This is a genomic window from Streptomyces sp. NPDC090119 (genome assembly GCF_044747085.1).
Taxonomy (GTDB): Bacteria; Actinomycetota; Actinomycetes; order Streptomycetales; family Streptomycetaceae; genus Streptomyces.
Genome location: NZ_JBIVDK010000001.1, coordinates 521460 through 537142 on the forward strand (window position 1 = coordinate 521460; position 15683 = coordinate 537142).

At 71.9% G+C, this 15683-nt stretch carries 12 protein-coding genes and 2 pseudogenes; 9 read left to right on the forward strand and 5 right to left on the reverse strand.

The genetic code is table 11. The features are described 5' to 3' along the window. Positions 1 to 12: 12 nt before the first annotated feature. The 3 genes and pseudogenes from ACIPPM_RS02335 to ACIPPM_RS02345 form a co-directional block, all read right to left on the reverse strand. Positions 13 to 768, reverse strand: a complete 756-nt coding sequence (locus ACIPPM_RS02335) for a hypothetical protein (protein ID WP_401442119.1) — start codon at positions 766 to 768, stop codon at positions 13 to 15. Between the two features lie 68 nt (positions 769 to 836). Next, on the reverse strand, positions 837 to 1955 hold the full coding sequence (gene tgmC / locus ACIPPM_RS02340; RefSeq protein WP_401442121.1) for an ATP-grasp peptide maturase system methyltransferase: 1119 nt from the start codon (positions 1953 to 1955) through the stop codon (positions 837 to 839). Further along, positions 1952 to 2625: pseudogene (locus ACIPPM_RS02345) on the reverse strand (MvdC/MvdD family ATP grasp protein). Before ACIPPM_RS02345 ends, tgmC begins: the two are co-directional and overlap by 4 nt. A 50-nt stretch (positions 2626 to 2675) precedes the next feature. On the opposite strand from ACIPPM_RS02345, the gene ACIPPM_RS02350 reads away from it, so the two are divergent. The 4 genes and pseudogenes from ACIPPM_RS02350 to ggt all read left to right on the forward strand — a co-directional run bounded on the left by ACIPPM_RS02350 (position 2676) and on the right by ggt (position 6460). Further along, complete coding sequence (locus tag ACIPPM_RS02350; RefSeq protein WP_401442122.1) at positions 2676 to 3857, forward strand: serine hydrolase domain-containing protein; 1182 nt, start codon at positions 2676 to 2678, stop codon at positions 3855 to 3857. A gap of 23 nt (positions 3858 to 3880) precedes the next feature. Then, positions 3881 to 4189: pseudogene (locus ACIPPM_RS02355) on the forward strand (hypothetical protein); the annotation flags it as partial. Positions 4190 to 4229: 40 nt separating this feature from the next. Beyond that, positions 4230 to 4565 (forward strand): hypothetical protein, encoded by a 336-nt coding sequence (locus ACIPPM_RS02360; RefSeq protein ID WP_401444245.1) that lies wholly within the window; start codon positions 4230 to 4232, stop codon positions 4563 to 4565. A gap of 92 nt (positions 4566 to 4657) precedes the next feature. Next, complete coding sequence (gene ggt / locus ACIPPM_RS02365; protein ID WP_401444128.1) at positions 4658 to 6460, forward strand: gamma-glutamyltransferase; 1803 nt, start codon at positions 4658 to 4660, stop codon at positions 6458 to 6460. A gap of 8 nt (positions 6461 to 6468) precedes the next feature. Here the strand turns inward: ggt and ACIPPM_RS02370 are convergent, their stop codons facing one another. Both ACIPPM_RS02370 and map read right to left on the reverse strand, forming a co-directional pair. Then, the gene (locus tag ACIPPM_RS02370; RefSeq protein ID WP_401442123.1) at positions 6469 to 9036 is read right to left on the reverse strand and encodes an ATP-dependent Clp protease ATP-binding subunit; all 2568 of its coding nucleotides are present in this window, start codon (positions 9034 to 9036) and stop codon (positions 6469 to 6471) included. 216 nt (positions 9037 to 9252) lie between these two features. Further along, positions 9253 to 10047: a type I methionyl aminopeptidase gene (gene map, locus ACIPPM_RS02375; RefSeq protein ID WP_401442124.1), complete on the reverse strand. Its 795-nt coding sequence runs from the start codon at positions 10045 to 10047 to the stop codon at positions 9253 to 9255. Between the two features lie 33 nt (positions 10048 to 10080). Here map and ACIPPM_RS02380 point away from each other — a divergent pair, with 33 nt between their 5' ends. The 5 genes from ACIPPM_RS02380 to ACIPPM_RS02400 all read left to right on the forward strand — a co-directional run bounded on the left by ACIPPM_RS02380 (position 10081) and on the right by ACIPPM_RS02400 (position 15669). After that, positions 10081 to 10332, forward strand: coding sequence for a helix-turn-helix domain-containing protein (locus ACIPPM_RS02380; protein WP_393591999.1), 252 nt, complete (start codon positions 10081 to 10083; stop codon positions 10330 to 10332). 96 nt (positions 10333 to 10428) lie between these two features. Continuing rightward, positions 10429 to 11802, forward strand: coding sequence for a hypothetical protein (locus tag ACIPPM_RS02385; protein WP_401442126.1), 1374 nt, complete (start codon positions 10429 to 10431; stop codon positions 11800 to 11802). A gap of 157 nt (positions 11803 to 11959) precedes the next feature. Further along, positions 11960 to 12802, forward strand: coding sequence for a nitrilase-related carbon-nitrogen hydrolase (locus ACIPPM_RS02390; protein WP_401442127.1), 843 nt, complete (start codon positions 11960 to 11962; stop codon positions 12800 to 12802). A gap of 29 nt (positions 12803 to 12831) precedes the next feature. Further along, a complete protein-coding gene (locus ACIPPM_RS02395) occupies positions 12832 to 14082 on the forward strand; it encodes an aspartate aminotransferase family protein (RefSeq protein ID WP_401444131.1) in 1251 nt (416 codons plus the stop codon). 12 nt (positions 14083 to 14094) lie between these two features. Continuing rightward, positions 14095 to 15669: a PucR family transcriptional regulator gene (locus ACIPPM_RS02400; RefSeq protein WP_401442129.1), complete on the forward strand. Its 1575-nt coding sequence runs from the start codon at positions 14095 to 14097 to the stop codon at positions 15667 to 15669. Positions 15670 to 15683 lie beyond the last annotated feature (14 nt).

A 15683-nucleotide genomic window follows, 5' to 3' on the forward strand; every position in this document is an offset into this window, starting at 1 on the left:
GGGAGCGTCGGCTCAGGAGGCGGGCGTCGCCGGAGCGGGCGTCTCCTCGGTCTCCGGGAACGGCGCCTGCGCCGCCCGCGTGACATCACCGACCAGCTCCACCAGATCGGGGCCGTACGCCTGGGAGTTGACCACCTTCAGCAGCAGCACGAACGATCCGGAGCCGTGCTTACGGGCCAACCGCTCGTGGTTACGGGCCAGATAACGCGTCGCCGCCTGATTGGTGATCGCCCGCTGCCCGCAGAACAGGAACACCGGCCGCGTCTGCCGTCCCGCCGAGACCTTCGCGAGCAGCACGTACTCGGTCGTGCCGGGCTCCATCCGGTAGGTCTCGCCGCCGACGCGGAACGCACCCCGGTTCGGCCCCTTCTCCTTCTCGGTGTTCATCCGCACCCCCGGCAGCATCGCCGACATGTGCGCCAGCATCCGCCGGTTGGACGCCGGGCCACCCACACAGAACTCGGTCCGCTCCCCGAACCCCTGGTGCGACACGTCCTGCGTCACCAACTGCAGATGCGCACCACAGTCCTTGATCAGCGCCGACAGCTCCAACAGCGCGAACACGTCGAACCGGTGCACCGCCGGCTCGGTCGCGGCCGGGTCCCGGTTCACCACGAACAGCGACTCCGAGTTGTCCGGCAACCCGAAGAACACCTGCTTCCGCCGCAGTCTCCGCCGCCACAGATAGGTACGAGCCACCCACCCGAGCGCGGCACTCACTCCGGCGGCTATGACCCCTAGGACGATGTTGCGCACGTCGTCGTTCATGCGGCGGGATGGTAGCGGGTCCGGGGTGTCGAATGAGGGGGCGGGCTTCCTGACTTGGCGATGGCGTCCTACCAGAGGATGCTCTGCCCTCCGGGGGTGACCCGCACGGTCGCCTCCTTCAGGCCCGGCGTTCCAGCCGTGCGCCAGCGGCCGAGGTGCTCTTCGACGGCGTCCCAGAGCGCTACGGGGCCGCTCTGCCGGACGGTCCACCGGCCCTTGTCATCGTGGAGCGTAGCCCATGACTTTCTCTCCACGTCGATCAGTACGCGCTCGTCGCGGCCGTCCAGGTTCAGCCGCAACTGTTGGGCGTCCGGTACGGCGAACTGGGCCACGAACCGCGTGGCCCGGTCGTCCAGGACATCACCGCCGATGACGGCTTCGCGCTCTTGGCCCACGCTCAGGTCGGGCAACAGACCCAAAGTCGGCGGCACATGTGGACGGGCGAGCATGAAGTGCAAGCTGCCGCCGAGTACTGGGCCGGAAGCCGTGCCGTCCCCGTGAACCGTCAGGCGGACTAGTTCGGAGGAGCCCAGCCAGCCGCTCACGGTCGCCAGGATCTGCCCGCCCGGCCGGGTCTGCTCAAGCCATTCAGCCGGCACCGTGTGCACGCCGCACGTCGCGATGATCCGGTCGTAGGGCGCATCCCCGGCGTAGCCGAGCAGGCCGTCCCCCGTCACGAGCGTCGGGTGGACACCGAACATAGCGAGTGCCCGATGAGCGCGCTCGGCGACGTCCTGGTCGTACTCGATCGAGGTCACGCTGTCATCGTCCAGGCGGGTGCAGAGCAGGGCTGTCGAGTAGCCGGAGCCGGTGCCGATCTCCAGCACCTTCATGCCCGGCTCGGCCTGGAGGTCCTCGAGCATCCGCAGCACCAAGGAGGGCAGCGTGCTGGAGCTGGTCGGCTCGCGCAGGATCTCACCGCGGACGTCCTCGGGCCGGATGGTGCCGGCGATCTGCGTGACGAGAGACTCGTCCGTGTAGCAGCCGGAGAGCCAGCCGACGCTGCCCTCCAGGACCGGACGCCAAGAGGTCGGCGAGGAGTCGGGGACCCGCTGGAAGAATCCGCCGGAGAGGAACTGGTGCCGCGGCACCGCTTCGGCAGCTGCCTTCCATGCCTTCGTGCGCAGGGCCCCGGCGGCGGTGAGGCTGTCGACGAGTTGGTGGTGCAGTTGGTCCGGGACGCTCATGTCTTCCCTTCCAGCAGGTCGGCCATCGCGGCGAGCATCGGCAGGCCGGTCTCGGGCTCCAGCCAGTACCAATGGCCGGAGGGGTTGCATTCCAGGAACCACCATCGGCCGTCCTCGCCCACGGCGAAGTCGAATGCCCCGAAGACGAGCCCGAAGTGGTCCAAGTAGGCGCCTAGCGCCCGGTAGATGTCCGGCGGCGGCTCCACGACGGAGTAGGCCAGGCGGTCGTAGTCGGTACGCCAGTCCAGCAGCTCGGAGTCGATGCGCACGCAAACGACCGGGCGGCGTCGGCGTCCGAGGTGATGAGGGTCGGCGGGACGTCGAAGCCGGCTTGCACAGCGCCGGTGAGGCCGGACGGCTTGAACTCGGCGTCACCGATGCGGTGCGGGTGGTTCACCCAGAGGCAGCCGGGCAGCGGCGCGAGCACGCCACCCACTTCGTATCGCGCCTGTGCCACAGCGAACCTGGCGTTCTGTGCGCTGAGGTGAGGGAAGGTGAAGCCGCTTGGGCGCCGGTAGTAGAGCGCGCGGACGGCCGCCAGATCGGCTGTCCGGGACGGGGTGCGTAGCTGCCCTCGCAGGCCGCTCGAGGTGATCTCGGGGTGCACCGACAGGGTGGCCGGGAAGCCGCCGGAGTCGAACCTCGCGACTGGGACGCCCCGGTCTTGCAGAGGACGCGTCTGTCAGGGGCAGTTCAGGGTTGTGATCAGGGTGATCACTGATGGGCGACGGCGACTGCACGCAGGAGAGTTGGCGTTCTAACACGCCCCATCAGCGCCGTGGAGAAGAAGCTTCGATGTGCATCCGCCTTGCCGTCACCATCCTCGCCCTGGCCACCGCTCTCACCGCCGGCGCGGCCCTGCCCGCGGCCGCCGCCACGCCTGCTTCCAGCGCCCCGCTGTCCGCGAACCTCAGCGTTCAGGACATCCTCGACCACCTGCCCGACGACGTCGTTGCGGGCGCGCTGATCAGACGGGACGGCGTGGGCGCCACCGCCGGCCCGGTCACCGCTGACGCCTATGCCCGGATCGGCAGTGTCACCAAAGCGTTCACCAACACGGCGGTTCTCCAACTCGTCGCCGAGCACCGGATCGGCTTGGACACACCGGCGCGAAGGCACGTCCCCCAAGTGCTGCCCGAGGCGTACAACCGTGTCACCGTGCGCCAGCTCCTCGACCACACGAGTGGCCTGCCCAAACCCGCCCCGACCCCTGTCCCTGCCGACGGACCCGGATGGCAGCTCAAATCTGTGACGCCCGAAAACTTCTTGCGCGACTCGTTCGCCGCAGCCACCGACGTGCCGCCCGCACCCGGTTCCGAGCAGCAGTACAACGGACTCAACTCCTTCGTCCTCGGCCTGATCGTCGAGAAAGCCACCGGCCACTCCTTCACCGACGAACTGCAGCGCAGGATCATCCGGCCGCTGCATCTGAGGCACACGAGCCTGCCCGCCGCCGACGACCCGACGATCCCCTCGCCCCACGCGGAGGTGTACCTCGATAGGGAGGACGTGACCGAGCAGAGCCCGTACCCGTGGGCCGAGGGAGGCATGATCTCCACCGCCGCTGACCTGGACCGCTTCATCACCGCACTGTTCCGGGGCAGCCTGCTCCCACCCGCCCAGCAGAAGCTGGTATTCGAGATACCGAACGTGAAGAGCGCCGCCGACAACACGAACTGTGTCGGCCAGGCGGCCTGCTACAGCATCGGCGGACTCCTGCGCTACCAGCTCCCAAGTGGCGAATACGCGTGGGGCAAGACCGGTTCCCGCCCCGGCTGGGACAACGGGCTCTTCGCCACCCGCGACCTCCGACACCGCGTGGTGTACTCACTGAACCCGACGGGGACCGGCAATGACCTCCCGTACATCAGGGCGATCGTCAACGCCGGGCTCGCCGACTGACAGCCGGACCCCCACCCAGTCCGATGAATGGCGACCGGCGCTCGGTCAACCTGGCGAACCAGTGCAGTCACAGAACTAGCGATGGCGCGACAGCGGCCCCAGACAACTGCCGAAATTTGGTGGTCGCAGCGCGACACCCGCGCGATGCTGGGCCCGTGATCGAGGTGGACGTCGCGGTGGGGATCGTCGGGGAAGAGTTGGAGCGGGAGTTCCGGCGGCAGTCGGTGTTGGGGGTGCGGACGCTGAGGCTGGTCGTCGCCGGGGCCGTGCGGCATGAGCTGGTGTGGATCGTCGAGGGGGCGGCCGCGGAGTACCTGCGGACCCGTGACCCCTCTTTCCTGCTGGTCGGGGCCGGGCCCTATCTGGTCGATCGTGTGGACGGGGGGGCTGCACTCGGTCGGTGTCGTCTCCGCGAGGCCGGGGGAGTGGGAGGCCGACTACCGGGTGCGCATCCGCGGGGAGGTCGTGCGGACCGCCATGGACGATCTGCACGACGAGGTCCGGGCCGCCCTCGCGGAGCGGGGCCGTATTCACGCCATGCATCTGCTGCGGCAGCGGGTGCCTGCGCTGGCGCACGGCCAGGTCGTCGCCTACGTGACCGGGCTGGGCCAGGGCGAGGCTCCGGCGGAGCTGGTGGAGGTCGTCAGGCGGGAGCTGGTGCCGCCGGTCGACCCGGTGATGGCCGTCCACACCATCCGGGCGGGCTGAGTCCGCGTGCGGGGGTGCGGGCCGCGAGGCATACTGTCGGGGGCCTTGGGGATCTGGTTACGCTGCGCGGACGGTGTTCTCGGGAGGTTCGGATGGGTCGTCCTGGTACGCGGAAGCTGACGGTGCTGGTGGTCTCGGCCGCCGTCGTGTCGTCCATGGGAGCCGCCGCTCCACCGGCCGCACCGGGCGGGCCCGGCGGAAAGGTACCCGTGGCCGTCGGCTACGGAGGCGCGGTCTCCAGTGTCGACGCCGACGCCAGCGCGGCCGGTATCGAGGTGCTGCGCAACGGCGGCAACGCGGTCGACGCAGCCGTGGCCACGGCGGCGGCGCTGGGCGTCACCGAGCCGTACTCGGCGGGCGTCGGCGGAGGCGGCTACTTCGTCTACTACGACGCCAAGTCCCGCACCGTGCACACCATCGACGGCCGCGAGACCGCTCCGCTCACCGCCCGCTCCGACCTGTTCCTGGAGAACGGCAAGCCGCTGGCCTTCGCGGACGCCGTCACCAGCGGGCTGAGCGTCGGCACACCGGGCACCCCCGCCACCTGGCAGACGGCGCTGCGCAACTGGGGCACCGACAGCCTCGCCAAGGTGCTGCGGCCCGCCGAGCGCATCGCCCGCGACGGCTTCACCGTGGACGACACGTTCCGCTCGCAGACCGCCGCCAACGAGGCCCGGTTCCGCTCCTTTCCGGACACCGCCGAGCTGTTCCTGCCCGGCGGCAAGCTCCCGGCCGTCGGCTCGACCCTGAAGAACCCCGATCTGGCCCGGACCTACCAAGAGTTGGGGCGGAAGGGCGCCGACGCCATTTACCGGGGCGACCTCGGGCGCGACATCCTCGCCACCGTCAACAAGCCCCCGGTCGACCCCTCTTCGGGCTGGAACGCCCGTCCCGGCAAGCTGACCGCCAAGGACCTGTCGAGCTACCGCGCCAAGCTCCAGCGGCCCACCGACACCTCGTACCGCGGTCTGAAGGTGTACTCCATCGCGCCCTCCTCCTCCGGTGGCACCACCGTGGGCGAGGCGCTCAACATCCTGGAGAAGAGCGACCTTTCCAAGGCGAGCGAGACGCAGTACCTGCACCGGTACATCGAGGCGAGCCGGATCGCCTTCGCCGACCGGGGGCGCTGGGTCGGCGACCCCGCCTTCGAGGACGTACCGACCAGGCAGCTGCTGTCGCAGCGGTTCGCCGACTCGCGCGCCTGCCTGATCAAGGACGACGCCGTCCTCACCAGCCCGCTCGCCCCCGGCGACCCCCGCCATCCGGCCGCCTGCGGTACCAAGGGCAAGGCCGCGCCGACCACGTACGAGGGGGAGAACACCACCCACCTCACCGTCTCCGACAAGTGGGGCAACGTCGTCGCCTACACGCTCACCATCGAGCAGACCGGCGGCAGCGGCATCACCGTGCCCGGCCGGGGCTTCCTGCTCAACAACGAGCTGACCGACTTCTCCTTCGCCCCCGCGAGCCCCGGCGTCCCCGACCCCAACCTGCCCGGACCCGGCAAGCGCCCGCGCTCCTCGATCTCCCCGACCATCGTCCTGGACCGGCACAACCGGCCCGTGGTGGCGCTCGGTTCGCCCGGCGGCGCCACCATCATCACCACCGTGCTCCAGACCCTCACCGGGTTCCTCGACCGGGGACTCCCCTTGGTCGACGCCATCGCCGCGCCCCGCGCCAGCCAGCGCAACGCCGCCCAGACCGAAGCCGAACCCGCCCTGTACGACAGCGCGTTGCGGGAGCGGCTGGAACAGCTCGGGCACAGCTTCAAGCTCAACCCCGAGATCGGCGCCGCGACCGGCGTCCAGCGGCTGCCGGACGGGAAGTGGCTGGCCGCCGCCGAGACGACCCGACGCGGCGGCGGCTCCGCCATGGTGGTGAACCCGGCACACTGAGGCAGGACTCAGGCGCCCTCGCGTCGCGCCTCGGCCGGCTGGGCCTCCTGGCCCTGGACCCGGAAGTCCAGCCGCCCGTCCGTCACATCGACCGTCACCTCGCCGCCCTCGGCCACCGTGCCGTTCAACAGCAGCCGGGACAGCTGGTTGTCCACCTCGCGCTGGATCGTACGGCGCAGCGGACGGGCCCCGTACTCCGGCTGATGACCGCGCTCGGCCAGCCAGTCCACGGCCGCATCGGTGAAGTCCACCGTCACACCCTGCGCGTTGGTCAGCTCACGGGTGCCGTTGAGCAACAGGTCGGTGATCCGGCGCAGTTGCTCGGGCGTGAGCTGGCGGAACACCACGATCTCGTCGATCCGGTTGAGGAACTCCGGCCGGAAGTGCTCCCGCAGCGGGCGCAGGATCTGCTCCCGCCGGGCCTCCTCGTCCGCGTCCGCGCCGCCCGGCCCGAAGCCGATGCCCGCGCCGCGCCGGGTGATGACGTCCGAGCCCAGGTTGCTGGTCATCACGATCACCGTGTTGGTGAAGTCCACGGTCCGCCCCTGGGCGTCGGTCAGCCGACCGTCGTCCAGCACCTGGAGCAGGATGTTGAACACGTCCGGGTGCGCCTTCTCCACCTCGTCCAGCAACAGCAGCGAGTACGGATGCCTGCGCACCACCTCGGTGAGCTGCCCCGCCTCCTCGTGGCCGACGTAACCGGGCGGCGCCCCGACCAGCCGGGACACGGTGTGCCGCTCCTGGTACTCGCTCATGTCGAGCCGCACCATGCGGTCCTCGCTGCCGAACAGCGACTCGGCCAGCGCGCGGGCCAGTTCGGTCTTGCCGACCCCGGTCGGACCGAGGAACAGGAAGCTGCCGATCGGCCGGTCCGGGCTGGACAGGCCCGCTCGGGAGCGCAGTACGGCGTCGGCGACCACGTTGACCGCCTGGTCCTGGCCGATCACCCGCTCGTGCAGATGCTCCTCCAGACCGAGCAGGCGGTCCTTCTCCTCCTGGGTCAGCCGGCTCACCGGCACCCCGGTCTGCCGGGACACCACCTCGGCGATGGCCTCCGCCGTCACCTGGAGGTTCTGCCCCTCGACGGCCTCCCCGTCCTCGGCCGCCTCCGAGATCCGGCGCTGGATGTCGGCGATCCGGTCCCGCAACTGCGTCGCCTGCTCGTACTGTTCGTCCGCCACCGCCTGATCCTTGTCCCGGACCAGCTGCTCGGCCTCACGCTCCAGCGCCCGCACGTCCGCGCCCTTGGTACGCGCGCCGAGCCGGACCCGCGCGCCCGCCTGGTCGATCAGGTCGATCGCCTTGTCGGGGAGCCGGCGGTCGGTGAGATAACGGTCGGACAGCTCCACGGCCGCCGCCAGCGCCTCGTCCGAGTAGCGGACCTGGTGGTGGGCCTCGTAGCGGTCGCGGAGTCCGCGCAGGATCTCCAGCGCGTCCTCGACGGACGGCTCCGGCACCTGGATCGGCTGGAACCGGCGGGCCAGCGCCGCGTCCTTCTCGATCCGCCGGAACTCCTCCAGCGTGGTCGCGCCGACGATGTGCAGCTCACCGCGAGCCAGGGCGGGCTTGAGGATGTTGCCCGCGTCCATGGCGCCGCCCTCACCCCCGGTGCCCGCGCCCACCACGGTGTGCAGCTCGTCGATGAAGACGACCAGCTTGTCGGAGTGCGCGCGGATCTCCTGCACGATGTTGTTCAGGCGCTCCTCGAAGTCGCCCCGGTAGCGGGTTCCGGCCACCACCGAGGTCAGGTCCAGCGCCACCACCCGGCGCTCCTCCAGACCCTCGGGCACGTCCCCGTCCGCGATGCGCTGCGCCAGCCCCTCGACCACGGCCGTCTTGCCGACGCCCGCGTCACCGATCAGCACCGGGTTGTTCTTGCCGCGCCGGGACAGCACCTCGATGGTCTGCTCGATCTCCTTCTCCCGGCCGATCACCGGGTCGATCCGGTTCTCGCGGGCCAGTTCGGTCAGATCGCGCCCGTACTTGTCCAGCGTCGGCGTGGACGTGGGCCGGGGACGGTCCTGGCGGCCCTGCGCGGTGTCCGGGGCCTCGGGCGGTGCCGGTTCCGCCTTGAACCTGGCCGCGTGCAGGATGTGCCCGGCGGCGGAGTCGGGGTTCATGGCGAGCGCGCTCAGCACGTGCTCGGGGCCGATGTACCCGGCGCCGCTGGCCCGTGCCATCTCGTGCGCCTCCATCAGCGCCCGCTTCACGGCCGGGGTCAGGGACAGCGCGGTCGGCGGCACCTTGCCCGGCGGGTGCTGTACCGGGCCCGCCCGGCCGTCGATCTCGGTCGCCATCGAATCCGGGTTCGCCCCGGACCGGCTGAGCAGGCTGCGGGTGGGCTCGCTGGACAGCGCGGCGCGCAGCAGGTGCTGGGTGTCCAGGTCCCGGCTGCCGTGCTCCGCCGCGTACTGCGCGGCCCCCTTGACCAGCTCGCGCGCGGGCTGGCTCAGCAGGCGGCCGATGTCGATCTGGCGGGGGCCGCCGGGCTGGCCCTGGCCCCCGGAGCCGCCGAAGAAGCGGGAGAAGAACTCCCCGAAGGGGTCGCCCTCGGGGCCGATGTAGCCGCTGGTCATCGTTTCCGTCCTTCGCAGACGACGGACGTGCGGAGCGGCCGGGTACCCCGGATCGGCCGCTCTTGAAACGATGGCACGAGGCGGGGGGAAGGGCACCCGCAGGCCGCCGCGACAGCCCCGCCTCACGGTCCCGCGTTACGACCCCGCCTCACAGTCCCGCGTTATGCCCCCCGTCTCACGGTCCCGCGTTAAGCCCCTCCGCCGCACACTCCCGCGTCACGACCCCGCGCCCTGCCGCACCGGTTCGCGCGCCGTCAGGACGCGCGGGCCCGCGTCCGTGATGGCCACCGTGTGCTCGACGTGGGCCGCGCGGGAGCCGTCGTTGCTGCGCAGGGTCCAGCCGTCGGGGTCGGGGTGGTAGCCGTCCTCGCCGCCCGCGATCAGCATCGGCTCGATCGCCAGGACCATCCCGTGGCGCAGCGGCATGCCCCGGCCGGGGCGGCCCTCGTTCGGCACGCCGGGGTCCTCGTGCATCTTGCGGCCGATGCCGTGGCCGCCGAAGTCGGCGGGGATGCCGTACCCGGCCGCCCGGCACACCGTGCCGATGGCGTGCGCGATGTCGCCGATGCGGTTGCCGACGACCGCCGCCCCGATCCCGGCCGACAGGGCGCGCTCGGCCGTCTCGATCAGGGTCAGGTCCTCGGCGCGCGGGCGTCCGACCACGAAGCTGACCGCCGAGTCACCGGCCCAGCCGTCCAGCAGCGCGCCGCAGTCCACGGAGAGCAGATCGCCGTCACGCAGGCGGTAACCGGTCGGGATGCCGTGCACGATCGCGTCGTTCACCGAGGCGCAGATCACCGCCGGGAACGGGGTCGGCGCGAAGGAGGGCCGGTAGCCGAGGAAGGGCGAGGTCGCGCCCGCCTCGCGCAGTACCTGCCGGGCCACCTCGTCCAGGTCCAGCAGGGATACGCCCACGTCAGCGGCGTCTCGTACCGCCGTCAGGGCGCGGCCGACGACCTGGCCGGAGGCGTACATGGCCTCGATGGAGGCGTCCGTCTTGAGTTCAACCATGCCAATTACTATACCGGTATTAGAATGGGTGCCATGGTGCGCACCCCCCTGACCCCAGAAGAGCGCGAGCGTGGCGAGCAGCTCGGCCGGCTGCTCCGCGAGGCGCGCGGCGCGCGGAGCATGACCGAGGTCGCCGCGGTCGCCGGGATCTCCGCCGAGACCCTCCGCAAGATCGAGACCGGCCGGGCGCCGACCCCCGCCTTCTTCACCGTGGCGGCGCTCGCGCGGGCGCTGGAGCTGTCCATGGACGATCTGGTCGTCCGCTGCGCGCTGGTGCCCGTCTGAGGGTGCCCCCGTTCCGCAAACTGTGCGTAGCAGGGCCGTAACACGCCTGGTGTTGCCTGGCTCCCGCAGTGCTGGCAATCGGGCGGGAGCCGGTCGATGGCGGAACAACTCACGGCGAAGGTAGGGGAGTTCGGGTCCTACCTGGACGGACTCCTGGCCCGGCTCGACCAGGGCGCGGGCTGGTGCGGGGTCTTCTGGCGGCGCGACCCGGACGGCATGCGCGCCTGCCGCGAGGGGCGCGAGGTGCCTCCGTGGGACCTGGTCGACGCCCTGCTGCGGGACCTCGCGGCGGCGTACGGTACGGCCCCCGCCCTCGCCGAGCGCGAGCGGGCCCGCCTGCTGCACACGGCCGCGCTCACTGCGTACGACGCCCGTCCCGGCGCCCACGACACCCTGACCCACCGCCTGCACGCCACGCTCCGCGCGCGCCGCCATGCCGACGACCGCGAGGCCGCGCTGGCTCAGCGCCTCGCCGGGGCGGCCACGGAGTCCGAGGCGGAGTCCCTCCGTGTCGAGCTGGCCTGGGCCCGGGACGACCGGCATCGGGCGACGGCCCGGTGTGCGGAACTCCGGGACCGGTTGTCCCGGATGGCCCGCCCGGAACCGACGGCCGTACGGGTTCCCGGGCAGGCGGGGGCGCCCGGTGCAGGCCCCGCGTCCCACTCGGCCGGGCCCGCCCCACGTGGCCCGGCCGATGCCCGCCTGGCCACGGCGCCCGCTGCCGCCGACGGCCGAGAGGCAACCCCCGCTCCCTCCGCCGACCGCAAGCGCCGCCGGGGCAGCGCCCGCTTCGCGGGGCTGGACGACGCCCCCTCCGCGCCGCTGGTCCTCCCCGGCGCCCCGCAGGCCACCCCCGACCTCCGGGGCGCCCGCTTCGCCGGAGCGGAGGCGGAGGCGGAGGAGGTGCCGGACGGCGAGCGCGCGGAACCCGTACCCGACGCCGACGATCACCGCGCCGTGGCCCACGCCGTGGCAAGCCTCGGCGCCCTGCGCGCCACGGGCCGTACCGGTGAGGCGCACATACTCCTGGCGGAGGTCGCCCGCTGGCCCGCCCTCCGGTTCCCGCTGCTCGCGGAGGCGCTGGCCGGGGCCGGACTGGACGCGGACTGGGCCACCCTCCGCTGGGAGGCGGCCGCACTGCCCCCAGCGCAACTGGTCGCCGCCGCAGCCGCGTTGGAGTCGGCAGGTCACGCCCGGGAAGGCCACCGTCTGCTGCGAGAGGGCGCCGCCCGTCCGCCCGAGGAGACCGGCGCGGCCGTGGCACGACTCGACGCCGAGGGGCGTCACGGAGCGGCCCGCGCCCTCCTGGACGCCTGCGTCCGTGCCCGTACCCCCGAGGACGCGGCCCGCACCGCCGCCGAGGACCCCGACCGGCTCGCCCCCCTCCTCCTGGAGGCGGCCCGGCACGTCTCCGAGGACCACCACCGGAACCTCGCGCACGCGCTCCGGGCCGCCGGGATCACCCCCTGACCGGCACCCCGCTCACCCGCAGGGGTGTGAATCGGGATCGAATCAGCGGGTTGGTGACGATGGTCTTGGCAAGGGCGTCCAGGAGGCTTACTTTCGTCCCTCTACGGCCCGTTTCTACGGGCGTAGAGGCTCGGACGCCGCGTCGAAGGAGCAGCTCATGGCCAACGTCGTACGTGCCGCACTGGTTCAGGCCACCTGGACCGGCGACACCGAGTCCATGATCGAGAAGCACGAGGAGTACGCCCGCGAGGCCGCGCGCCAGGGCGCAAAGATCATCGGGTTCCAGGAGGTCTTCAACGCCCCCTACTTCTGCCAGGTGCAGGAGCCGGAGCACTACCGCTGGGCGGAACCGGTCCCGGACGGCCCGACCGTGACCCGGATGCGTGAACTGGCGCGCGAGACCGGCATGGTGATCGTCGCCCCGGTCTTCGAGATCGACGGCTCCGGCTTCTACTACAACACCGCCGCCGTGATCGACGCCGACGGCAGCTACCTCGGCAAGTACCGCAAGCACCACATCCCCCAGGTCAAGGGCTTCTGGGAGAAGTACTACTTCAAACCGGGCAACCTCGGCTGGCCCGTCTTCGACACGGCGGTCGGCAAGGTCGGCGTCTACATCTGCTACGACCGGCACTTCCCGGAAGGCTGGCGACAACTCGGTCTCAACGGAGCCCAGTTGGTCTACAACCCGTCCGCCACCCACCGCGGCCTCTCCTCCCACCTCTGGCAGCTGGAGCAGCCCGCCGCGGCCGTCGCCAACGAGTACTTCGTCGCCGCCATCAACCGCGTCGGCCAGGAGGGGTACGGCGACAACGACTTCTACGGCACCTCGTACTTCGTGGACCCGCGCGGCCAGTTCGTCGGCGAGACCGGGGACGACAAGGTCGAGGAACTCCTCGTCCGGGACCTGGACTTCGACCTCATCGACGAGGTCCGGCAGCAGTGGGCGTTCTACCGCGACCGCCGCCCCGACGCCTACGAGGGGCTGGTGAACCCGTGAACGACCTGTACGCCCGCCACCGCGAGGTCATGCCCGACTGGCTCGCGCTCTACTACGACGACCCGCTGGAGATCACCCACGGCGAGGGCCGCCACGTCTGGGACGCCCAGGGCAACCGCTACCTGGACTTCTTCGGCGGCATCCTCACCACCATGACCGCGCACGCCCTGCCCGAGGTCACCAAGGCAGTGGCCGAACAGGCCGGGCGGATCATCCACTCCTCGACCCTCTACCTCAACCGGCCGATGGTCGAACTGGCCGAACGCATCGCCATGGTGAGCGGCATCCCGGACGCGCGGGTCTTCTTCACCACCTCCGGCACCGAGGCCAACGACACGGCGATGCTGCTCGCCACCACCTACCGCCAGGGCAACACCGTCCTGGCGATGCGCAACAGCTACCACGGCCGCTCCTTCGGCGCGGTCGGCATCACCGGCAACCGCACCTGGTCCCCGACCTCCCTCTCCCCGCTCCAGACCCTCTACGTGCACGGCGGGGTCCGCACCCGCGGCCCGTACGCCCACCTCGACGACCGCGCGTTCATCAACGCCTGCGTGGCCGACCTGCGCGACCTCCTCGGCCAGACCCGGCCCCCGGTCGCGCTGATCGCCGAACCCATCCAGGGCGTCGGCGGCTTCACCTCCCCACCGGACGGCCTGTACGCGGCGTTCCGTGAAGTCCTGCACGAACACGGCATCCTGTGGATCTCCGACGAGGTCCAGACCGGCTGGGGCCGCACCGGCGAGCACTTCTGGGGCTGGCAGGCGCACGACCGCAACGGGCCGCCGGACATCGTCACCTTCGCCAAGGGCATCGGCAACGGCATGTCCATCGGCGGGGTGATCGCCCCCGCCGAGATCATGAACTGCGTCGACGCCAACAGCATCTCCACCTTCGGCGGCACCCAGATCACCATGGCGGGCGGCCTCGCCAACCTCGCCTACCACCTCGAACACGACCTCCAGGGCAACGCCCGCCGGGTCGGTGGCCTGCTCATCGAGCTGCTGCGCGCCGTCACCGCTTCACTGCCCGGCGTCCGCGAGGTGCGCGGCCGGGGGCTGATGATCGGCGTCGAGCTGGTGAAGCCCGGCACCGACGAGGCCGACCCGGCCGCGGCCGCCGCCGTCATGGAGACCGCCCGCCGCAATGGCCTGCTGATCGGCAAGGGCGGCGGCTACGACACCAGCGTCCTGCGCATCGCCCCGCCGCTGACGCTCACCGTCGCGGAGGCCGAGGAGGGCGCGGCGATCCTCGAGGACGCGCTGGGGAGTACGTACTAGGAGGTAGCGCCGATGACCATGACCTCGGAGTTCCGGCACGCGTCCCGGCCGGAGGAACCGGCCCTGTCCGTCCGGCAGGTGCTGACGCTGGAGCGGGTGCTCGCCGGGGAGCCCGAGGTGGTGGCGGGGGCCGACGGGCTCGACCGGGCGGTGCGCTGGGTGCACGTGGCCGAGGCCGCCGACGTGGGCGTGATGCTCAGCGGCGGCGAGATGGTGCTCACCACCGGGGTGCTGCTCGCCGGTGACGAGGCCAAGCAGGCCGCGTACATCCAGTCGCTGCACCGGGCGGAGGCCGCCGCCGTCGTCCTCGGACTCGGCCGCGCCTTCCCCACCCCGCCCGAGGTGATGCGCCGGGCCGCCGAACGGTGCGGGCTGCCCCTGGTCGTGCTGCACCGGCCCTTCCCGTTCGCCGAACTCACCGAAGAGGTCCAATCCCGGCTGGTGCGGCGGAAGTTCGCCGCCGTCAGCCTGTCCGAGGCCGTCCGCACCGGCCTCACCGCCCTGATCACCTCCGGCGCCCCGCTGCAACGGCTGCTGGACGAGGTCGCGCAGCACAGCGGGTGTCCCGTCGTCCTCACCAACCTCGCGCACCGCGTCCTCGCCACGGCGGGGGAGCGGCCCGCCGTGGACGACGTGCTGCGCGACTGGGAGCGCATCGCCCGGCAGGCGGGGGGCAGCGAGGGCGACGGCTGGGTCCGCGCCGAGCTGGGCGGCCGCGGGGAACGCTGGGGCAGGCTGCTGCTGTGCGGGTACCGGGGCGACACGGCCACCGGACGCCTGCTCGCCGACCGGGCCGCCGAGGCGCTGGTGCTGCACCGGATGCTCGGTGGCGCCTCCGGCCGCACCTGGGAGGAACAGTCCGCGCACGGGCTGCTGACCGACCTCGCCTCCGGCACCGTACCCGCCCGCACCCTGCTGCCCAGGGCGCGCGCGGCCGGACTCCCCGTCAACCGACGGACGTTCGTGCCGCTCGTGGTGCCAGGCGCCGAGCCCGAACGGCTCGACCGGGTACTGCGCACGCTCGGCCTGACCGGGCTGGTCGCGGAACTGGCCGACGGCGCCACCGCCGTACTGCTCAGCCTCGCCCGCGACCAGGACGCCGAGGCGCTCACCGCCCGCCTCGCCGCCCGGCTGCGCACCCCCGGCCTGCCGGACGCGGTGATCGCCGCCGCCGACCCGCGCACCTGCTGGGACGACGTGCCCGCCGGACTGCGGGAGGCCCGGCATGTCGCGGACGCGGTCGCCGGGGGAGCCCTCGACCCGCCCCCGGTGGTCCGGCTCCGGGACGTGCATCTGCGCGGACTGATCCGGCTGCTGCGCGACGACCCCCAGGTGCAGTCCTTCGCCGAACGCGAGCTGGACGGCCTGCTGTGCGGCGCCGAGGGTGAGCTGCTGGACGTGCTGCGCACCTACCTCGCGACCGGCCGCAACAAGTCCCGTACCGCACAGCTCCACCACGTCTCCCGGCCCGCGCTGTACCGCCGCCTGGAGGCCATACAGACGCGGCTCGGGATCGACCTGGACGACTTCGAACAGGCGGCCTCCGTGCACATCGCACTCCTCGCACACGACGCGCAACAGGGCTGAAACATGCCCCGACC